Here is a 21,255-nt window from a genome sequence, read left to right on the forward strand (position 1 = left end):
GTAGCGTTTTGTGTAGCCTAATTGCTAGGTTTAAGATTTCTTTTTACAGAACAAAAATTATTTTTTCTGTTTCAGATGTTTGTCTAAGAATTTTTCCATCGCACCATAAAAATCAAAGCGATTATTTTGATTTCTAAAACCATGTCCTTCATCATTTTTCACCATATATTCTACCACGACGCCACGTTTTTTTAAAGCTTCAACCATTTGGTCGCTTTCTGCTTTGTTTACTCTTGGATCATTTGCTCCTTGTGCAATGAATAAAGGCGTTTTGATTTTATCAGCATGCAAAGCTGGCGATGCAGAGGCAAGCAATAAACTGTCTTTTTTAGGATCGCCCACCATTTCGTGAAACTGATCTAAATACGGTTTCCAATAAGGCGGAATCGTATTCATGAACGTAAATAAGTTGCTCACGCCCACGTAATCCACTGCGGCAGCATATAAATCTGGTGTAAAAGTAATTCCGGCAAGTGTTGCATAACCGCCATAACTTCCGCCATAAATTGCAATACGATTTTCATCGGCAATGCCTTCTTTTTTTAGCCATTCAACACCATCGGTAATATCGTCTTGCATGGTTTTTCCCCATTGTTTGAAGCTTGATTCCCAAAATTTCTTTCCGTAACCCGTGCTTCCTCTGTAGTTCATTTGCAGAACAGCATAACCGCGATTGGCCAAAAACTGAACTTCCGGATTGTAATACCAGCCGTCTCTTGCCCAAGGCCCGCCATGCGGATTGATGATTACAGGAAGGTTTTTAGGCTCAATTCCTAACGGAAGTGTCAAGTAACCGTGAATTTCTAAACCATCTCTTGATTTGTACGTTATCGGTTTGATGTGGCTCATTTGATTTTCCTTAATCCAAGGATAAGGATCTGCGACTTCTTTTATATTTGAAGTTTTAAAATCATACAAATAGAATTTTCCTGGAGTTCTGTCATTTCCTGCCCAAACGATGGCTTTTGTTCTCGCATCATCGTAGCTTACAATATCAGTTTCATAACCTTCAATTTGTTTTTTCAAATTGTTGTTGATTGCTTCCCAATCTTTATCAAAGAAGTGTTTTTCTTGTTTCTCGGCTTCCCAATCAACAGAAGTTAAAGCTTGTTTTTTTCGATCGTAATTAATGCCGTCTAAGTCATATTTGCTGTCAGCATATAATTCTTTCACATTTTTTTTGGCAACTGGATCATATTCAACCAAAACCACTTTGTCTTTCCCGATATTGCTCAATGCATAGATATTTTTATTGTCTTTGTCAAAAGAGGCAGGCGTAAAAACATCTTTGAAAGTAGTAGTGACCAAAGGCGTAAATGGCTCTTTTTCAGAATTTCTGTAATTCCATGTAATGTTTACACCATCTGTTTTTGAAGCCAGACGAATAACGCCATTATTATCGGTAACCCAACCGTCAAAGTTTTCTTTATTATTGTAAAGCAATGTCAAAGTTCCGGTTTCGACATTCAAAATATAAGGATCAAAATACTCTTTAACTCTTTTATTGATTTGCACTATCAGTTCTTTTTCTTTTCCTGGAATGTCAATCAAAGCGTCTGTAATATCGCTCCTGATACCCGGAAAAGGTGTTAAAGCTTTTAAGTCGGTTCCGTCTGCTTTTACTGAAAAAAGTTGAAAATTTTCGTCACCGCCCACGTCCTGCGCATAAACAATTCGGTCGCCTTTCCAGAAATAATTGAAAATGCTTCGCAAAGTATCGTTGGTTACACGAACCGCTTTGGTATCATTTACTTTCTGAACAAAAATGTTGGTTTTTCCTTTGTAATCTGCACGATAACTAAAGTAGTTTCCATCTGGCGAAATTCGGAAAGAGCTTTTTTCTCCATTTTTGAAGAACGTTTTTACATCAATTAATGGGGCAGGTGTTTCTTTTGGCTCCTGTTTGCAGGAATTTAAAACCAAGGCTAAAACAACTAAAACAGATAAAACGGATTTTTTAATCATATTTTGCTTTTTTGAGGTTTTGGGAATTACGAACTGCTAAAAAAGAATAAGATTTTCAATAATGTATTGTGTTGAAAATCTGTGTTGTGTAATTTCAAAAATAAGAAAAAGTTTGCAATAAAAAATCTACGTATTTAAGTTTTATTTTCGCGCAGATTGTTAGCGCATTCGAAAAGTTAGAAGACTTCGCAGCGGTTAATTTTAAAAAGAAGAGTATAGTTGAAGTTTTTTTAGGAAGAAGAAACAATTATTGATCTACAAATGAAATAAGATAATCGTTTGAGCTTGTAATCAAAAGATTATAACTTGTTCTGGTACTATTGTTTTCATTTTTTGAAGAAACGGTTAGTTCTATGGTAAGTCCTTTGCCGAGATATAGTTTTACAATGGCGTCATTTTGAACTTTAGAAACGATAAAATCATATCCTAAAGCTTTAAGTCTGTTGATATAAGAATTGTATTGGTCTTTGTTAGCAAACTGCAAGTTTAATCTATTTGCAGTGTCAGAGTAAGCATAAGTCAAGAAACTTTCTGCCAAATCATTAGTAGCGCTTTTGTTGTAGGTAAATGTTGCACTTGCCATTTCGTTATATTGAGGCGCATTTGCCGAAAGGAAAGTCCAATTTTTTTGAGTAACAAATTCTTCCACCTGTGCTACATCACTTTTTCTCAAAGCGATTAATTCATCGAGGGTTAGATTTTGGCAATAAAAATTATTGGCGTATGAAAGCAACAATACTAAAAAAATAAATTTTTTCATTTTCGTAGATTTAATTGTTTACAGACAAAATTTTAAAAAGTACAGTCTATTTTTCCTGATCAGATCAGGCCAGAAGCCACAAACAGGAAATAATCAGAATACTATGCAAAATAGTTTTCTGAGGTTCATAATTTTCGTTGGGGTAAATGATTTATTTTAATGCGGTAGGTAAGCTGTCAAGTTTTGGAGAGGTATAACGTGTAATTGTAAAGTTATTGATTTTTAATGATATAGCTTGTAAGGTTTTGAAAATAAGTGTGTTTTTGTTGTTTTGCTTATTTATAAGAAAAAACATATATTTGTTGAGTATGAAAATGATTTACAATAATGGAAACTGCAAATTTATACTTAGTAAACAGCTGTTTGATGTGCTTGATGTACACCTTGTTGTATTTGCATGACGACAAATTCTTAAAAAACTCAAAAGAGTTTATTTCTTTTGCCCTGTCACAACTCTAGACAGGGAAATCTTTTACGATTTAAATTAAGTATTAATCTTCATTTTTTTTCAGGATAAGATATCATTGAATGAATCACTTTGTGTGTGATATTCAATGAAGAGTTGTGTCGTATGTCTTGATGAAATGAAGCAAAGAAGAAAGTCATGTCACAAAATATTATATTAACAACAGGAACCTACGATTTAATTAAGGATCATATAAGAAGAAAAAAAGTAACGGTAGAGGAAGAAGAATTGTTATTAAACCAATTAAAAAAAGCTTCTCAAGTATTGCGAAAAGACTTGCCTCATGACATTGTTTCAATAAACAGAAGAATTACTTACAAAGATCACAACAAGAATGAAGAAAAAACAATTCTTCTTGTGGGTCCAGAAAAAGCAAAAGCAAGCAAAAACAAAATTTCAGTTCTTTCAGATGAAGGTATTGCTATGGTAGGATGCAAAGAAGGCAATATTATTGATTGGCCAACTAAAAAAGGAAATTTAAAACTAGAAATTTTAAAAGTGGAAATAGAAGCTTAGTACGTTTCGTTTTCGGTTTAAGTTAAAATAAAACATCCCAATAAGAACTTGCTTTTTGGGATGTTTTTTTTGCGGATAAAATTTGCAAATGAGTTATTTCATTCCAGTTTCGAGATAGTTTTCAAAACCTCCGTTGTATATTTTTTCAACCCACTTTTTAAAATCTGCGGTGTTTTCAATTATATACGTTTTAGCATATTCTTTATCAAGATCTTTAATGATTTTGATGGTTTCTCCATTCTTGATTCTTTCATTTATTCTGTGAAGATCATTTGCGCAGAATTTAAAAAACGACAAAGTATCATATTCGCCAGAATTGTTGAGATATAAAATCTCTTCTTCTGTATTGTAAAAATTATATCCCATTTTAATTATTAATCATCGGATTCAGATTCTCATTTTTATTACGCAAATCCAATCCTCCTTCGTAAACCGATTTTAGATTGGTCAAATAAAAATGCCAGCCGTTTGAACAGCCAAGTCTTATATTTTGTTTCGAATAATCATCTGTCGGAATATTGTGTTGATGCAATTCGACGATTGTATAACCATTCGTTTCGGTCAATTTTATATCAACAAGACAATTTCCTTCAAATGTAAATTGCAATTGATCTTTTCCGTTGGTTGAAGTAATTTTTCCTTTCATTGCATCTTTATACAAATACCAAAACCATTCATAAGTAGCGCCTTCCAAAACATTTTGGTCTTTGCCGATTGTTTTTTCATTGGCATCAAAAAAAGATACTTTTTCTAGAAACCATTTTTCCAGTTCATTTGCAATTGTCCAAGCATTGTAAATGTTGCTGATTTTAGCTTTTATGGCTATTTTTTTGGTGAATGATGTCCAGTCGAAGTTTTCCATACTTTAAATTTTTAATGCTTAAAGTTTTTTATTCAATTTCTAGTTAGTACCATATCTACTTTCGCGATCGGTCAAATTTCTTTTGAGACCTTTAGTTCTTTCTTCTGTACATTCCGTAAGACAGGTATAATAAATTAACGGTTGAATACTTCCGCCATCATATTCCTGTTTTTCAAAATCACATTTTGAATCTCTAAATTTTATCCAATTTTTCTGAGCTGCAATCAATAAACTTTTTTCTTTTTCATCTAATTTTTTTATTAGATTCTTATAAACTTGGTTAAGTTTATCATCTGCTTTTTTAAAATTATTAATGGCAGTCTCATTCATTTCAAGTTGCGTCTGTGCAAATAAAGTAGTGCTGCAACTAAATAAAAAGAATGTTGTAGAATATAGAAGGAAGTTTTTCATTTAATATAAATTTTACTGTCTTTTGGAAGTGTTGAAAGGTGTTCTCTGTGTAAATATAAAAAAGCTGTAGGATTATTTATAACTTTTGTTTTGATAATTTGTATTTCGCCAAACTTGAAGACAAATATTGATACAATTATGCTTTTCCGTACCAATAGAAAACAAAGGATGCTTATATTTGATTTAACCAAAAACAACCTAATCTTATGAAAAACAACCTCTTTCTGTTTACTGCACTATGTTTTATTGTAACAATCCAAGCTCAAAAAAGAGAATTTAAATGCCAGGAAATTTATAAAGCAGCCAAATTAATAGACGAAGGGAAATACGACGAAAGTATTGCAATTTTAAAAGAATGCGAAAAAGCAGATCCTAAAGATTATGCTTATCCGTATGAAATTGCATTGGCGTATACACATAAAGAAGAATATCAAAAAGCGATTGATCAGCTGGAAAAAATCAAAAATTATGCTGGAGTCGAAGCCGATCTTTATCAGTTACTAGGAAACAATTACGATTATGTCAAAAATCCTAAAAAAGCTATTGAAATTTATGAAGAAGGATTGACCAAATTCCCAAATGCTGGAAGATTGTACCTCGAAAAAGGCGTTGTTTATGAATCTCAAGAAAACTATGTGGAAGCCGTTTTGAGTTACGAAAAAGGAATAGAAGTTGATCCAATGTATCCTTCAAACTATTATAGAGCTTCATTATTGTATTTAGACTCAGATGACAAACTTGCAGGTTTAATGTATGGAGAAATTTTTGTAAATATCGAAAGGACGACCAAACGAACACAAAAAATAAGCGAATTACTTTTCAACACATATAAAAACAATATTCAATTTAAGGACAACGAAATTAAGATTGATTTCTGCAAAAACGTAAATGATGACAACGTCGATGCTAAAAATTTAAAACTCCCGTTTTGTGCTGTTTATCGCAAAAATCTTTCGTTGAGTTTGCTTGGACAAAAAGAAATTACATTAAAATCACTTTCAGAAATCAGAACGGCATTTATTAAAAACTACTTTAAAGATGATTATAAGAAATTCTCAAATGTGATTTTAGAGTATCAAAAAACCTTATTCGACGCTGGTTTGTTTGAAACGTACAATGAATACCTTTTTCAGATGGGCGCACAAGATGAATTTGACGCTTGGCAAACAGCTAATCAGGATAAAATGGATGAATTTATTGCTTGGTATACCGTTCCTGAAAATATTTTAAAAATCACTAAAGAGAATACTTATTTGGCGAATTAGAAAACATATTCTTTGCTATCATTTCGCAATCCTAAAAACTTTTAGGATTGTGAAATTTTTGATCTAGAACTCTTGAAAGTTGGACAAATTTATCTTTTAATATGAATTCAAAATATAGTATTGTATCCAAGTAGATTTCCGATTGCGAGACCAGTAAAAATTAAACCAATAATGGTTAGCATAATTAGACCAAAGCCGTTGGAATTATCTTTTAAAATGAATTTTTCAGGGCTTTTTGAATGGTAAATTATTTTTACAGTTTTATTTATATTTTCCCTATAAAATCGAAATTGGTCTAAATTTGATGAGGTATAAAAAAAAGGGTTTTCCTGTGTTTTTTTTTTCTTCAGCAATTTGAAAGTCGATAATTGGTGTTTTGTACCTTTCTTCGTCTGATTCATAAGATATAATTTCTCCTCTAATTTCTATGCCATTTTTACTAATATCATTCAAGTATAAAACGGTGTAAACGACATAAATTAATAAAACTGTTCCTAGCATTGAAAAACAAATCACAGGTTTATAAAACATAAAGAAAACAAAAATCACAGCATATATTATTTGATATTTTTTATTAAAATCCATTGAGTGAGAATGTTTTATTTTGAATTGATTTTTTTAATATGGAAAACTTTTGCGTCGAACAATCTTAAAAGCTGTTCAGATGTTATTACGGACAATTCTTGAAATTTTATTTTACAATATTACTACTAAAGTTGTCTTTTACAATCATTTGTTAACGCAATAACTAATGCAATACCGCAGAAAAGCAAGCATATAAGCGCACGTACAATTTCGTTTCCGCCACCTGCTGATGGGTTTGCAACGGCATCGGGAATATGAAAGAACAGAAAAAAGAGAAAAAGTGTCAAGGCCAAAAGAAGCGCAATTGGTTTTATTACTATTTTGAAAATGATTGATATTCCAGAAACGACAAGCGCAACGCCAAAAAAGTATGTCCAAAACATAGGCCATGGCAACCATTTTGGAACCATTGTAGCGATAAAGCCGGCAAATGCAAAATGACTCAATCCAAATACGATGATCAAAATAGAATAAAAAACGCGTCCGCACGGAATTAATTTTTCTAAGAAGGATGTAAAATTCTTTTTGTCTTCAGGAGTATTGTTTTTTGGAAATGATCTCGCCATTACAAACGCTCCGCCACTATAGGTTAGGGCTTCGAGAGCGTTTATCCAAACTTGAAAATCTGGAGTTTTCTCAGTGCTGAGCATAATCATATAAGGCAAATGCGAAGCGATGACAGAAATGAGAAAACCAAATCCTAAATACAGACAAACCTTTCGGGTATCGAAGAATTTGATTTTAACTGCTCCCGAAATAATTAGTCCGCCAACGATTAAAATTATTCCCGCAAGGATAGAAAAAAAAGTGTATTCATGCGCCCAAGCCGGAAAAGGAGCTAAAATTTCGGAACGAAAATCTTTGAGAACAAGTTGATGAATTCCTAAAGCAACAACGCCGATACCATAAAAGATACGGCCAATTTTAATAAGTTCTTTCATTAGTGGTTAGGTTAGAAAAAATTATTAATGATTAGATTTTGGCAAGTATCAAATGTATAAAATTATTTTTAAGATGTTGATTTAGTGTTGTTTTTGTGATAAAAAAAAGAGCGAGTGCGAGCGTGAAGTAGAACTATTTATGCTTTTTTTAATAATCTGGATTCGCAAGTAGCTTTTAACCTTTTATCCATCTTAGAAGAGGTAAAACTAATGAATAATAGAGCAACATTAGTCCAACTGCAAAAAATACGATACCTCCGCTAAATCCTTGTAAAGCATTAGATTGACTAACAGAAGTTTTTCGATTCTTAACTTCTTTCCACCATTTCCAAAAAAACTTCGTAAATAAGTAGCCTAAAATTATTAGTGCAAAGCCTGCAATAGTGCAATAGATATCATCGATATCATTCCAAAACCAAAGATTATCCATTTTGTATTTTATTTTTATTCTTCTTCTAGTTCACCGTCCGATAGCGTGGATTTGCAATCCGTGCCCACAAAGATTGGCTTTTTTAAGTTATTTGTATTGTGTCTTGTTGTTGCGGACACGGATTACTTCGCCAGTTCGCTATCACTCGTGTGCAAATCTGCGCTAATGGGTTTTTGCTGGTGACTTTTTTTATGTTTTCTTTTTTAAAATTAGCAGAATTATAAAAAGCGGAATAAGAGAAAAATAAAAGTATATATGCAAAACAGCATTAGTTTTTGCCCTTTCAAACTCTCTTTCGTTTCCTAAAAAAACGTCGTCATTAATAGTATTTCGCCACACTTTAATCGGTTTTATATTTTCGTTTACAATGTTTGTGTCATGAAAGAAGTTAAAATTCATTCCTGTAAATCGTAATTCTTTTTTCTTTGCAGAATGCAATAGATTGCCTCTAATTACTGTAATATCTCTAGAAGTAGATTTTCCTTGACTGGAAGATGTTTCTATGTCAATAAAAACGGTATCTATTACAAAAATTTCTTTTTTGAGGTATTTTTCAGGATTGTTAAAAGCTTTATAATTATCAAAAGCTTTAGCAAAAGTTCCTAAAATATCCTTGTCTTTAATGCCATGTACAAGCATTGAAACACAAATAATAAACGAAAATATGAAATGAACTAATAATATAATTTTGACATATTTATATTTTTTGAAAAAAGGATGGTTTTCTAGGTTCATTTAATTGCTAATTATTGGATTTCCATTGCTAACTTTTTATTTCGGACGGGGTTGCAAATGAAGACTAACGGGTTAAGATTATTGTTTGTTTTTTTTTTGTTGCTATATAAATGATATAACTGAAACTTAAAACATAAGTCACAAAGCTTATTAATGAAATTAATGTATTGTTTATTCTTGAGGTAGCAATATTTGTTCCGATTCCAATAATAAAAAGGAGAATAGCAAGTAGAATTTTTGTTGAATTTCGCATGAATTGTAATTAAATTTAATGGAATATGGAGTAATTTTTTCTCGTAAAGCTTCGTGTATGCCCCCTGCTAGCGTGAGCGGAAGAACATATTGTTTTTCTAGAGACTTATATATCCGGTATTAAATTGATAAGTAATGAATAGGCAATATATTATTAATGAAACCAAATAACTATTAAGCTCTTTAATTTTTTTTTCTTTTTTCAGTTTGTAAATTTTATATAAATTAAAAATTATTGGCGGTAGAATAAGGATAAAGGTCGCTATTTTTTCTGATGTAATTGCAGTTTGACTTTCAGCACCGGCTCCAGAACCAAAATAGAGAAAGAAAAGGAGTATCAAAGTAAAACGCATTGTATAGAAGTAAAGAATTTCTATAGTTGCAGTAATTGCTAAAAGTTTAAAATTTATTTTCACGTTCGTTGTTTTGACAATTATTTTCCCACGTTATTGGAATTATATAATGGAATCTTCATTTTAAGATAAAATCAAGTAAAGTCTCGACAAATATTGTTAACCAATTTTTCTTTTTCTTCATAAAAGATTTTATTATGCCATTATAGCGCGGATTTGCCATACGTGTCTATAAAGATTGTGCTTCGTAAATATAAAACAAAAGCTACATGTTTCAATTTAGCTTTTAGTTTTAATGATCTGTATTATGGTTTACTGTTGCGAGCATGGATTGCAAATTCACGCTAACGGGTTTCCCCCGATTATAAGCCATTATCTATATCAACTTTAAAAACTTCTTTTAAACCTACCGTTTTGTTCATGTTTTCAAGAGCTACTTCTATACCCAATTGTTTGATAAAAATATTATGGTAAAAAATTGAATATGCTAAAAGTGAATCTGCCCAAGTAACAGGCTCCGTTGGTCCAATTAATGCAGTATAAGTAGAATAATTATCATCATCAAAATCTTTAATTGATTTTGCGGAATAACCATCACAAACGGAGAATACTAAATAAGTTGGAGGAATGTAACGACCACTTTCGTGTCTAACGTAGTCTATTTTTATGTTGAAATCTTTTATGAAGCTATATAGCACTTGCCACTGCAAAAATGTTTTATCAGACAATTCAATTCCATCCACCGAACCGTGTAATGAGAAATGGATACATACACCTCCTAGGTTACTTTTCAATAAATTAATATCATCCGCAATTCTATTAAATGCAGTTTGTAAAGTTTTAGAGTCTGAAACAGAATAGACTTCATTTTTTATTTTACAAAGACCTAGAATTTTACTCAATGCCCCTCCTTCTTTTCTATTATCAAGTATATCTGAAAAGGAAGGTGATTCTATAACATAAACTTTTGTCATTTCAATTGTTTTTTTACTTGCTTAGCTTTTATTGTAAAATTACTTTTATATATTTATTTGTATTTCAAAATACTCTAAATTATTTGTTATGAATCCATGCCAATGAAAGAAAAGCAATATTTTCATTATAAATAATTATACACTATGTAATAATATAAATTTTCTTTGTATAAATAATTTTTTATGGATAAAATAATAGAGCGTAAAAAACAATCTTGGGATGGAATGTTTTATAGTATTCAGAGAATAGATTTATTAATAGTCTCTTTTTGTGGAGCTGGAATATATGTTTGTCTCGAAACGATTAAATTTCTTGCTGAAAAAAAACTCCCTTGTGATATTTTAGTCAAAATATCAGGAGGAGTATTTCTTTTAGGAATTATTCTTAATTTTTTATCCCAACATTTTGGTTTTAGAGCTAATGAACAAGATTATTTAATGTGTGATGCATTAATTGATGCGAATGCAAAAAAAATAAAAAAATGCAAAAAAAAGAAGCTACAAAATGAGGCTCATCAATATGATCAACTTTCCGAAAAATATTCAAATCGAACTAAATTTCTTAATTACGCAAGTATGGTGGCAATGATTTTAGGATTGACATTTATACTAATTTATTTCGTGATTACCTTCTAGGTGGCCGTGGTGTTCCTTTCTGTTGTTCAGAACCTCTCTCAGGCGATGACGGCCTAGGGGAAGGTGGCGGTGAAGATGGTCTCGGCGGTGGTGGCGAAGATGGTCTTGATGGGGGAGATTGACTAGGTCTAGGACCTCCTGGATTTTCATGTTTTTCCATAATAATTTGTGGTTATATAGTTAATTTATTAATGATTCATTATTATACAGTGTAGAGTTTTGAATTTGAACTTACATTGTTATTTGGCTTGCAAATATAGGTAAAATCTTATATGTTTTTTTTGTGGTTTTTGATTTAAATATTATTATCGTTTTCTGCTGAAGATAAAGGTAACTTGATAGCGCGGATTTATAATCTGCGCCCTCAAAAGATTGGTCTTTTGTCTATAAATATAAAAAGCTATATGTTTCTTTATCGCTTTTATTTTGATTATATGTATTGACTTTTACTGTTGCAGGTACGGATTACAAATCCGCGCTATCGAGTGACTAGATTTATTCAAATTGGAGAGCTATTTTTTCCGCAATTCTTTTTATTAGAAAAAGGTAAGGAGTCAGTTTTACATCATTGTCTGGTGTTGGTAATATGACTTTATTTTCTCTTTGTTCTCGTAAATGAACCAATACATTTCTTATTTTTTCAATATTTTTTCTAATTGCGGTTAATGAATTTTCATTTACACTTTCCAAATCTTCGACTTTATTAAATAATTTTTTAATAACCAAACCGCCGTCAAATTCTATGTCTTTACAAAAGAATTCACAGTTTTTAGACAATTCTAATTTTAAATCATCAATTGACATAAACTCTAAAATTGTTTTCTCCATTTTAATAGAATCATCTTTGTATTTATAATAATGGTCTTGCAATTTGTCAATTATAGATTTAGTATATTCTTTTGATTTAGAATTTATGTCTGGTTTTTTTAATATTTGATTAAGTTCTTTTTTTATTGAACTATCAAGAAAATAATAAGTGCAATATTCTAAAACTTGGTAATAAAAGATAAATTGTAATCTTATGTCATCTGTTTTGTTTGCAACATCAATAGTTTCTAATACCGTTAATTCTATATTGTGCGCATTTATACTTTTCGGAAATTCATCACCATCTTCACTCAAGCAAGGGATAATAAATTCATCTTTCAGAGTTTCTTTTCTATATAATATAATTTTAGGACTTTCTCTATCAAAATATTCCATATAAAAGTTTAATAATCTTAAAAAGTAAGTGAAATCATTTTCAAATGAAGTAAAATCCCCACTTATGTAAAAAGAGAACGCTTCACAATCTTTATAAAATTCTTTTATAAATTCTGGTTGCTCATCGAGAGTATAAAAATCATTATACATTCTTAATTCTCTATAATTTGTTTTAGTAGCAGTTTTTGTTTGTTGAAAACCTTTAGCCAAAATTTCTAAAGCTTTGGAAGATTTATCAAAATAACAATTGTAAGTTTTATCTTTGAAATTATAGTCAAACTTTCTTTTTAATAGACTTGTATCAGTTTCGATAGGAGTAAAAATAAATTCTATTTTTTTTTCTCTATAATGATAAATCGCAGCCAAATAATCAATAAGTTTAACATTGTCTAAAGCACTAAAATCTTCAGATTTGTCCATTAAAATTATGAATGTATCATCATCCCAAGGTTTTGATATTTTGATATGTTTAGTTTCTATCTCAACGTTTGAGTAAGGATTGTTTTCCTTGAATTTTGCTAGATATTCCATATTTTTTTTGGTTCAAAGTTGTTTTATATTATTGATTTGTATAGTTCTTGTGTGAGCTTGCTATGAATTAAGTCATATATGCATAAATTCAAATTGGAATGTTATGTGTAAGCTTATTTTATTTTGCTAATTTTTTTTGTTACAAAAAATAAAATTATGTAGTGCTTTTTATTTTAAGTGAAACAAACATCGCATTTTATTTAATTTTATAACTAAGTAAAAACCCCTGATTTGAGAAAAAAAATCATCCAAAAATCCCAAAAAATAACCACTAGAATTTTCCACAAAAATTTCGTAATTTTGCCGTCCAAATAAAAGGAATTAGAAAATGTTAGATAGACTTCAATATGTAAAGCAGCGTTTCGATGAGATTTCGGATTTGATTATTCAGCCGGATGTTATTTCTGATCAAAAACGTTACAAGCAGCTTAACCAAGAATATAAAGGGATTAAAGCGCTGGTTGAAAAGAGAGAAGAATACATCATAGTTTTAGCAAATATTGACGAAGCAAACGAAATTATTGCTGATGGAAGCGATGCCGAAATGGTGGAAATGGCCAAAATGCAACTAGACGAAGCAAAAGAACGTTTGCCAGAATTGGAGGAGGAAATCAAATTCATGCTGATTCCTAAAGATCCTGAAGATGCGAAAAACGTTATGGTGGAGATCCGCGCCGGTACGGGTGGGGACGAAGCGAGTATTTTTGCAGGTGACTTGTTCAGAATGTACACGAAATATTGTGAATCTATGGGATGGCGATCATCTGTTGTAGATATGAACGAAGGTACTTCTGGAGGTTTTAAAGAGGTTATTTTTGAAGTTACGGGAGAAGATGTGTACGGAACTTTGAAGTTTGAAGCGGGTGTTCACCGTGTACAACGTGTCCCTCAGACAGAAACTCAAGGACGTGTACATACATCAGCAGCGACGGTTATGGTTTTGCCAGAAGCGGAGGAGTTTGATGTTCAGGTAGATATGAATGATGTTCGTGTCGATTTCTTCTGTTCGTCAGGACCTGGAGGTCAGTCGGTAAATACAACGAAATCGGCTGTACGTTTGACGCACATTCCAACCGGATTGGTAGCGCAATGTCAGGATGAGAAATCACAACACAAGAATAAAGATAAAGCTTTAATGGTATTGCGTTCTCGTTTATACGAAATGGAATTGGCCAAAAAGCAAGAGGAAGATGCTAAAAAACGTAGCTCTCAGGTAAGTTCTGGAGACCGTTCGGCAAAAATCCGTACATACAACTACGCACAAGGGCGCGTAACCGATCACCGTATTGGTTTGACGCTTTACGATTTAGGAAACATCATGAATGGTGATATCCAGAAAATCGTTTCTGAGCTTCAGTTGGTTAATAATATGGAGAAATTGAAGGAAGCTTCTGAGGTGTACTAATCTGAGCTACTAAGATTCTAAGTTGCTAAGGGACTAAGTTTTTCTCTTTGAACATAAATTTTAAGCCAAACGAAAGTTTGGCTTTTTTTTGAATTGTATTAAAAATATTAAAACATAGCCCGTGGTTTCAACCACGGGAAACGGATTGTAAATTCATTATGTCTTATTAATCGTTATTGAAACGCTTTCCGTGGTTGAAACCACGGTCTATATTTTTATTTCATGTCAACAATAAAAACGTAGCCCTTAGTAACTTAGAATATTAGCATCTTCAAAAAAGGCAAAGTGAAGAAAACTTAGAATCTTAGCAACTTAGCACCTTAGAATCTTTAAAAAAATTGCAAGAACCTTCTTAGATTTTTGAATTTTCGATTTTTTTCTTCGTTAAGTTGTTAAATTTATGAGATTAAATTGTTAATAAGTGTTTAGAGAATTTTCTTAAACTCACTATTTTAAATAAAGGTAATTACTACAATGTGTTTTAGTGTAGTAGGATTAATATTGTTTTTTGTTAAAACTTAGTCACTTAGAAACTTAGTGTCTAAGAATCTCAAAAAAAAACTTGCCAATCGCCAAGATTGGCAAGTTTTTTTTTGCCATTTTTTTGTTAATATTTGTGTGCTTTTTCAAAGAAAGACAAAACCAAATCAACCCGTTTTAAAAATAATCTATGAAGAGAACTTTACTTTTATTTTGCTTCTTTGGAAGCTTTTTTTATGCGCGATCGCAATCGTATTTTGGATTCAGAGATGATAATTATGCCGGAATTCAGGGCGTTTTATTTAATCCGTCGGTTATTGTGGACTCGAAATACAAATCGGATGTCACGATTTTTTCGGCAAGTGCAACAGGACAAAATGATTTGTACGGATTTAATTTTGCTGAGGTTTTAGACGGAAATTACGATATCCAAACCGATGCAAGCAAAAACATCAAAACAAACAATCGCGGGAATTTGAATCTCGACATTATGGGGCCATCATTTACGTTGAATATTACGCCGGTTCATAGTATTGCGCTTTATTCGCGCGTGCGAAGTGTTACGAGCCTTGTCGATGTAAACGGTCAGTTGATTGACGAGGTGAGTAAAGATCTTGATGTTTCAAACAGCTTTCTGATTCAAGGCGGAAACCCAAATGGCGTTACTAATTCTTGGGCAGAAATTGGAGCAAGTTATGCCACAGTTTTAATGGATCATGACGATCATTTTATTAAAGGCGGACTTACCGTTAAATATTTAATGGCGGGAGTAAACGGCTACATCAATGGAAATGATTTGAGCGTGGCTTTTGCTAAAAACAATGCCAATCCAGAGCAAAGCCAATATTTGTCAACCGGAACTTTGAGAACTTCAGCAAGCTACGATTATCAAAACGGAAATGATCCTAAGTTTGATGGTTCATCGGCAGGCGTTGGGCTTGATTTGGGTTTCACGTATGAATACCGCACGAATTGTCATACGTGTATCGGAAATCGATACAAATTCAAAGTGGCAGTTTCTGTAACAGATATCGGAAAAATCAATTATAAAAATATGGTCGAAAACACTTATAATTTGGCTGGAAAAGTTTCTCAGGCTAATATTGACAATGCCGAAAATATTTTCGAATTCTTTGATACGCATTACACAAAAGTTTCTTCTAGAACGGGTGTAAAAGCGAATTTGCCAACAGCACTTCACACTAATTTTGATTGGAATATTGATAATAAATTCTACTTGAATTTAAGTACTGATTTCAGCTTGGTTGATACGAAAAAAATAAACGGAACTGCACTTCCAAATTCAGTTACTTTCACGCCACGATTTGAAACCAGACAATTCAGTTTTTATGTTCCTATAACATATATGGAATACAGTGGCACGCAAATCGGAACTGGTTTTAGAGCTGGTCCGTTGTTTGTAGGTTCTGGATCTTTGATTTCGAATCTATTTTCAAATACTTCAAAAGCCTGCAATTTGTACGTCGGATTGAAATTGCCGATTTATCAAAATTATAATTAAAGATGCTAAGATTCTAAGTTGCTGATTTTCTAAGTTTTCTTGGGATTGTCTATAAAAATTGGATTTAAAAAAACGCAATATCTAAAAAAAAGGCCAAACATATTAGTTCGGCCTTTTTCTATGCTTAGTATTCCAACTTCTAAGGACTTAGCATCTTAGTAGCTTAGAATCTTAGCATCTTTTTAAAAATATAGTATGTATTAACCGCTTAACCGTTTGTTGTGAAGAAACGTATAAACGAGTTAGATACCGAGAAATACTCTTGTGTATTCAAGACATTTATATAGGTTAGAGTACATGTAAACTCCATTTTTTATTACAATTTCGCTTAACTTTTCCATGACATAAAAATCTAAGTTCGACAAATTACTCTTACGATGGTTCGTGTTGTGATGTTTCTTCTTGCGAAGTTTCATCTGAAGATTCGTGATGTGGTTTTGAAACCAAATTGGTTACAACCAATTGAACGATTGAGCCCAAAATCCCTTTAAAGATAGAATCGCCTTTTCCGACAATAAATCTTTTGGCCAAGTATCCAATTCCGATACTGATCGCCGATTGTGCCATGTGGCTTTTGAAACCAACCGTTTCGTTGATTTCTTCAACTGTATTTCGAATCAGGTTTAGAGGTTTTAAATTCTCTTTAATATCGTCAATTTCATCTTTGATGGAGCACCACTCGGCGTCCTGACGATCTTCTAACAATTTTATTCTCTGATTTAATTCATCAATAGTGTAAATAGGCTCCATAATAGTCTGTTTTAGTTATTAATAGTTTTAAATCAGTTTTGTTTCTCTTTTAAAATACTCGAAATGATGGTATTGCCAATTGGTGTTTTTATCAATGAGTGATGCGTTTTATGAATCACAATGGCAACTATTAAATAAAATAGCGCCATGATAAAAAAGCCGTAGTAATACTCTCCAAGTTCTTTTCCAACCCATAGACTGATCCCGATATTCAAGAACAAGGTAAAAAATGCAACAACAATACCGACTGCTATCTTTGATGTTAAGGTTGACACCACATCGGCAACAGAACATACTGTTTTGAGTTTAAGTAATTCCAAACTCGTTTTAGTATAGTTCTCTGCTTTTTCATAAAGATTTAGGTTCTCGTTTGTTGTTGCATTTGGTTCCATGATATAAGGTATTTAGGGTTTAAAAATCTAACTTTTGATTAATAGTTCGATTTTACAGTTTTTGCCTCGTCTTTAATTGCATTGTAGTCGTCTTTAACTTGGTTAAATTTTGATTTTCCTTCGTCTACAAGCTCTTTTCCGTTTGATTTGATTGTATCTACAATTCCGTCAAACTTTGATTTTAAATTATCTCCGTAATCTCTCGATTTATCTTTGATTTTTTTTCTTGTTTCAGACCCTTTGTCTGGTGCAAACAATACTCCTAATAATGCTCCTGCTGCTGCAGCTCCAACAATTCCTAAAATGGTGTTACTTGCTTTCATAATATTTGATTTTAATGATTAATATATAATTGTTTTAAATGTGATTTGTTTTTAAACTTCCCTGCCTTTGATAAGTCTAAGCAATACAGCAATAATGGCAATCACTAACAAGATGTGAATAATGCTTCCAAAGCTGTAAACAAAGAAACCAAGAGCCCAAAGAATAACCAGTATAACTGCGATTGTATATAATAAATTTGACATGGTGTTTCTATTTAGAGGTTAATTAAAATGTTTTTTTTAGTTCAATTTATACGATAGGTATAAAGACAAATTGCTGTTTTTTGCATCTGGAACAGTATAAGTGGTTCCGGCAATTGTTCTTTCTTTTCCAATCGTTGTCAATCCGTAGTTGTATCGTAAACCAATACTGATCGGACTAAAATCAACTCCAATACCGGCAGCTAAACCAGCATCAAATTTGTTTAAGTCATCGGTGTCGATTTCTTGGTCAAAGTTGAAATCGCCATCGCCAGAAACTTTGGAACCTACCAAATAAGATGCATATCCTCCGGCATGAATATTAAAGTTTTTAGTAACGTTTACGCGTACTAACAAAGGAACTTCAATATAGTTTAGTTTGAATTTTCCTGTTCCGCTTACAAAGGCGTTGTTGTATTCTAATTCGGCACCTTTTGTCGTATATAAGATTTCAGGCTGGATTGCGATAAAATCTGAAATTGGCAATGTCGCGTAAACACCGGCATTAAAACCGTATAGTATATTTTCGTCGTCAGCATTATTGTTGTATAAATTTGACATGTTGAATCCTCCTTTAACACCAAACTCGGTGGTTACATTTTCATCATTTTGAGCTTGAAGCACTCCAAATGAAGCTGATAAAAATAGGGCTAAGGCGCATAAAAATTTGATTTGCATTTTCATAATAAATAATTTAGTTAATAATAGATTCTAAGGCGTTTAAATAAATTCTGTTTTTAGTTTTTCAGTTTCCCTTAAAAGCTGATACTGTTCTGGCAAATATTGAAGCACTAATTTTAAAATGGTCTCGTCATTCGTTTCTGTCGAAATCTTTTCAAACAATTTAATTTGTTCTGATAATGACTCCGAAATTGAATTCAGATAAATTCTATCAAAAGTGTTTTCATTTGTGTCGATCAATTCAAATAAATCTCTTTTGTGGCTCACATTTATATCAGTAATGATGATTAGTTTTTTGTTCGCCATTTCTGCTATTTTTTGAAGCAATTGATTTTGATTGTCCTCAATTTTTTTGCTCAGATCCTGTATCGGATTTTCTGAATGTTTTTGTGCAAATTGACTTTTTGAAATAAGTGCATTGCTCACATTTGCTGCCGCAATAAAAAAGGAAGTTTCTGCTAAATCCTGATCGTTTTGCTGTTTGTTGTTTTGGGTAAAAGTTTCATTCTTGAAGACATTTGCTTTTTGATGTTCTTTCTTTCCGCATGCTGAAAAAAATAATAGTGTCAATAAGAAAACGACTTTTAAAATAGCTGCTTTTATTGTGGGCTTTGCTTTCATTATTACTTCATAAAGTATTACATTACAAAGATGCTAACGAATACGAAGTTTTGCCTTACAGCATAAAAACGAAACGTTATATAATTCCCATAAACTGTTTATACAAAGGTTCTAAGGCGATTTTTGAGGTAAAAAAAAGAGCGTTTACAGCTTAAATTATAGATTTGCTGTAAACGCTCTTTGTAAGAATTTGTGTTTTTTTAATCTGGAAGAAAAACGGTAAAGACAGAACCTTTTTCCGGAGTACTGTCGGCCAGAATATACCCTTTGTGGTTTTCGACAATTTTTTTGCAGATTGCCAATCCAATTCCGGTTCCAGGATAATCAGTTTTTGAATGCAGACGCTGGAAAAGAATAAATATGGTTTCCTTAAACTGCGGATCAAATCCCATTCCGTTATCTGAAAAAGTTATTTTGTGGAATTTCTTCGTTGTTTGTTCCAATAAATCAGGATAATCTGCAGAAAGCACTTTTGTACTTTCAATATTGATTTCCGGAATGCGATCTAGATGGCTGTATTTTAAAGAATTTCCAATCAAGTTGATAAAAAGCTGTTCGATTTGATACGGAATAACTTCAAGTTTTGGCAATTTTGAAGTGGTAATGACCGCTTTTTTCTCCTGAATGATTTCCGTCAATTCAGATTCGGCATTATGAAGCAATTCATTTAAATTCGATTTTATGAACTCTTTTTTTGTGGTATTGGTTCTTGAAAAAAGCAATAAATCATCAATTAAAACGCGCATTCTTTTTGCCGAACTTTCAATTTTAGAAAGATATTCGCGAGCGCTATCAGACATAACGGCTTTATCGGCATCAGATACTCTGGAGATAAAAGTCTGAATTTTTCTAAGTGGTTCTTGCAAATCATGACTCGCAACGTGATTGAAAGAAGCCAATTCTTTATTGCTTTTTTCCAATTCTCTGTTTCGTTCCTGAAGTTCAATATTTAAAAGGTGCTCATCTGTAATATCAAAATTAATTCCCAACAAAATTTTGCTTCCCTGCTGATCGGTCAATAATTTTCCGGTAGATTTAAAATATCGAACTTCATGATCTGGACGCACAATTTTGTAGTAAATGAAAGGAAGATTTCGTTTTTGGATAATTCTTTCCATCGAAGCGGCCACAGCATCTTTGTCTTCGGGATGCACAAAATCAAGAAAAGTCTCTTTTTCAGGAACAAAAGAATCTGGCTCAACGCCCAAAAGTCTATATTGATTGTCAGAATAATCAATTTTGTTAGAATCCAAATCCCATTGCCAAGTGCTGAATTTTCCGATTTTCTCAGATTCAGCCATCAAACCGCTAGAAATTAAAAGCTTTTTATTGAAGACTTTCAATCGCTCAAAATCTCGGCTGATTTGTCTGTAAGCCAATAAAATAAAAGTAAGCGCAGTCAAGAATAATGAAATAGAGAAAATCGGACTTAACGAGATTTCTTGATCGTAAATTTTAAGTCGGTTTTCCAAGTATTTTTTCTCAATGTCATTCATTTTATCCACTTGAAAACGAATGTTTTCCATTAAAATTCGGCCACCAAACATATGATTGTCAAGTTTTCTTTTATCATATGTTTTGGGATCGCTGTATTTCAGGCAATTTTCAAAAGAGACAAATCGCTGGATAATTAGCTTGAATAAATTTTCGAGATTTTGTTGCTGAATCGGATTGTCAGCGGTCAGTTTTTTAAGTGTAACAAAAGAAGCGTTTACTTTGTCGCGCGAATAAAGATAGGGCGCTAAGAAACGGCCATTGCGTGTTATGATGTAACCGCGCTGGCCCGTTTCAGCATCTTTTATAGCCGACATTAATCGTTCCAACTGAATGTTTATTTCATAGGTATGCATAACCAATTTGCTTGATTCATTCAAGTCTTGGTTATGTTTGTAAGCGATTGAAGAAAGAAATAACAGAATGAAAACTGCGATTACAAAAATAACTCTCAAAGAGTTTGAAGAATTAAAATTTGGTATCCATTTCATGGCAGGCGTA

At 32.2% G+C, this 21,255-nt stretch carries 23 protein-coding genes; 5 read left to right on the forward strand and 18 right to left on the reverse strand.

Annotated elements, in window-relative coordinates; translation table 11 throughout:
* Positions 1-57: 57 nt before the first annotated feature.
* Both SCB73_RS13030 and SCB73_RS13035 read right to left on the reverse strand, forming a co-directional pair.
* On the reverse strand, positions 58-1,965 hold the full coding sequence (locus SCB73_RS13030) for a S9 family peptidase (RefSeq protein ID WP_320566659.1): 1,908 nt from the start codon (positions 1,963-1,965) through the stop codon (positions 58-60).
* A 247-nt stretch (positions 1,966-2,212) separates the two neighbouring features.
* The gene (locus SCB73_RS13035) at positions 2,213-2,725 is read right to left on the reverse strand and encodes a hypothetical protein (RefSeq protein WP_320566660.1); all 513 of its coding nucleotides are present in this window, start codon (positions 2,723-2,725) and stop codon (positions 2,213-2,215) included.
* Between the two features lie 604 nt (positions 2,726-3,329).
* Here SCB73_RS13035 and SCB73_RS13040 point away from each other — a divergent pair.
* Positions 3,330-3,707, forward strand: a complete 378-nt coding sequence (locus tag SCB73_RS13040) for a GreA/GreB family elongation factor (protein ID WP_320566661.1) — start codon at positions 3,330-3,332, stop codon at positions 3,705-3,707.
* A 93-nt stretch (positions 3,708-3,800) separates the two neighbouring features.
* On the opposite strand, the gene SCB73_RS13045 is transcribed toward SCB73_RS13040, so the two are convergent.
* From SCB73_RS13045 to SCB73_RS13055, 3 genes are read right to left on the reverse strand one after another with little or no spacing between them, the layout of a single operon-like run.
* On the reverse strand, positions 3,801-4,073 hold the full coding sequence (locus SCB73_RS13045) for a hypothetical protein (RefSeq protein ID WP_320566662.1): 273 nt from the start codon (positions 4,071-4,073) through the stop codon (positions 3,801-3,803).
* A gap of 1 nt (position 4,074) precedes the next feature.
* The gene (locus tag SCB73_RS13050) at positions 4,075-4,569 is read right to left on the reverse strand and encodes an SRPBCC family protein (RefSeq protein ID WP_320566663.1); all 495 of its coding nucleotides are present in this window, start codon (positions 4,567-4,569) and stop codon (positions 4,075-4,077) included.
* Positions 4,570-4,608: 39 nt separating this feature from the next.
* Positions 4,609-4,980 carry a lysozyme inhibitor LprI family protein gene (locus SCB73_RS13055; RefSeq protein ID WP_320566664.1) on the reverse strand — a complete coding sequence of 124 codons (372 nt, stop codon included), beginning with the start codon at positions 4,978-4,980 and terminating at the stop codon, positions 4,609-4,611.
* Between the two features lie 206 nt (positions 4,981-5,186).
* On the opposite strand from SCB73_RS13055, the gene SCB73_RS13060 reads away from it, so the two are divergent.
* Positions 5,187-6,245, forward strand: a complete 1,059-nt coding sequence (locus SCB73_RS13060) for a tetratricopeptide repeat protein (RefSeq protein ID WP_320566665.1) — start codon at positions 5,187-5,189, stop codon at positions 6,243-6,245.
* Positions 6,246-6,521: 276 nt separating this feature from the next.
* Here the strand turns inward: SCB73_RS13060 and SCB73_RS13065 are convergent, their stop codons facing one another.
* The 5 genes from SCB73_RS13065 to SCB73_RS13085 form a co-directional block, all read right to left on the reverse strand.
* Positions 6,522-6,830: a hypothetical protein gene (locus tag SCB73_RS13065; RefSeq protein WP_320566666.1), complete on the reverse strand. Its 309-nt coding sequence runs from the start codon at positions 6,828-6,830 to the stop codon at positions 6,522-6,524.
* Between the two features lie 125 nt (positions 6,831-6,955).
* The gene (locus tag SCB73_RS13070; protein WP_320566667.1) at positions 6,956-7,771 is read right to left on the reverse strand and encodes a DoxX family protein; all 816 of its coding nucleotides are present in this window, start codon (positions 7,769-7,771) and stop codon (positions 6,956-6,958) included.
* 175 nt (positions 7,772-7,946) lie between these two features.
* A complete protein-coding gene (locus SCB73_RS13075; RefSeq protein WP_320566668.1) occupies positions 7,947-8,201 on the reverse strand; it encodes a hypothetical protein in 255 nt (84 codons plus the stop codon).
* 189 nt (positions 8,202-8,390) lie between these two features.
* Positions 8,391-8,936 carry a hypothetical protein gene (locus SCB73_RS13080; RefSeq protein ID WP_320566669.1) on the reverse strand — a complete coding sequence of 182 codons (546 nt, stop codon included), beginning with the start codon at positions 8,934-8,936 and terminating at the stop codon, positions 8,391-8,393.
* Positions 8,937-9,903: 967 nt separating this feature from the next.
* Positions 9,904-10,515 carry a hypothetical protein gene (locus tag SCB73_RS13085; RefSeq protein WP_320566670.1) on the reverse strand — a complete coding sequence of 204 codons (612 nt, stop codon included), beginning with the start codon at positions 10,513-10,515 and terminating at the stop codon, positions 9,904-9,906.
* A gap of 183 nt (positions 10,516-10,698) precedes the next feature.
* Here SCB73_RS13085 and SCB73_RS13090 point away from each other — a divergent pair, with 183 nt between their 5' ends.
* Positions 10,699-11,151 carry a hypothetical protein gene (locus SCB73_RS13090; RefSeq protein ID WP_320566671.1) on the forward strand — a complete coding sequence of 151 codons (453 nt, stop codon included), beginning with the start codon at positions 10,699-10,701 and terminating at the stop codon, positions 11,149-11,151.
* A gap of 495 nt (positions 11,152-11,646) precedes the next feature.
* Here the strand turns inward: SCB73_RS13090 and SCB73_RS13095 are convergent, their stop codons facing one another.
* The gene (locus SCB73_RS13095; protein ID WP_320566672.1) at positions 11,647-12,885 is read right to left on the reverse strand and encodes a transcriptional regulator; all 1,239 of its coding nucleotides are present in this window, start codon (positions 12,883-12,885) and stop codon (positions 11,647-11,649) included.
* 328 nt (positions 12,886-13,213) lie between these two features.
* Between SCB73_RS13095 and prfA the strand changes: the two genes are divergently transcribed.
* Positions 13,214-14,290: a peptide chain release factor 1 gene (gene prfA / locus SCB73_RS13100; protein WP_119789747.1), complete on the forward strand. Its 1,077-nt coding sequence runs from the start codon at positions 13,214-13,216 to the stop codon at positions 14,288-14,290.
* A 670-nt stretch (positions 14,291-14,960) separates the two neighbouring features.
* Positions 14,961-16,292: a DUF5723 family protein gene (locus SCB73_RS13105; RefSeq protein WP_320566673.1), complete on the forward strand. Its 1,332-nt coding sequence runs from the start codon at positions 14,961-14,963 to the stop codon at positions 16,290-16,292.
* Between the two features lie 372 nt (positions 16,293-16,664).
* Here the strand turns inward: SCB73_RS13105 and SCB73_RS13110 are convergent, their stop codons facing one another.
* The 7 genes from SCB73_RS13110 to SCB73_RS13140 form a co-directional block, all read right to left on the reverse strand.
* The gene (locus SCB73_RS13110; RefSeq protein ID WP_320566674.1) at positions 16,665-17,042 is read right to left on the reverse strand and encodes a hypothetical protein; all 378 of its coding nucleotides are present in this window, start codon (positions 17,040-17,042) and stop codon (positions 16,665-16,667) included.
* A gap of 32 nt (positions 17,043-17,074) precedes the next feature.
* Positions 17,075-17,434 (reverse strand): hypothetical protein, encoded by a 360-nt coding sequence (locus SCB73_RS13115; protein WP_320566675.1) that lies wholly within the window; start codon positions 17,432-17,434, stop codon positions 17,075-17,077.
* Between the two features lie 38 nt (positions 17,435-17,472).
* Complete coding sequence (locus SCB73_RS13120; RefSeq protein WP_320566676.1) at positions 17,473-17,757, reverse strand: YtxH domain-containing protein; 285 nt, start codon at positions 17,755-17,757, stop codon at positions 17,473-17,475.
* A gap of 51 nt (positions 17,758-17,808) precedes the next feature.
* Positions 17,809-17,961 carry a lmo0937 family membrane protein gene (locus SCB73_RS13125; RefSeq protein WP_111365189.1) on the reverse strand — a complete coding sequence of 51 codons (153 nt, stop codon included), beginning with the start codon at positions 17,959-17,961 and terminating at the stop codon, positions 17,809-17,811.
* Positions 17,962-17,997: 36 nt separating this feature from the next.
* A complete protein-coding gene (locus tag SCB73_RS13130) occupies positions 17,998-18,642 on the reverse strand; it encodes a porin family protein (protein WP_320566677.1) in 645 nt (214 codons plus the stop codon).
* A 36-nt stretch (positions 18,643-18,678) separates the two neighbouring features.
* Entirely contained in the window at positions 18,679-19,260 is a 582-nt protein-coding gene (locus SCB73_RS13135) for a DUF4142 domain-containing protein (protein ID WP_320566678.1), read from the reverse strand.
* A 200-nt stretch (positions 19,261-19,460) separates the two neighbouring features.
* Positions 19,461-21,245 carry a sensor histidine kinase gene (locus tag SCB73_RS13140; protein WP_320566679.1) on the reverse strand — a complete coding sequence of 595 codons (1,785 nt, stop codon included), beginning with the start codon at positions 21,243-21,245 and terminating at the stop codon, positions 19,461-19,463.
* Positions 21,246-21,255: the final 10 nt, after the last annotated feature.

It is taken from the genome of Flavobacterium sp. KACC 22761 (assembly GCF_034058155.1).
Classification (GTDB): domain Bacteria; phylum Bacteroidota; class Bacteroidia; order Flavobacteriales; family Flavobacteriaceae; genus Flavobacterium.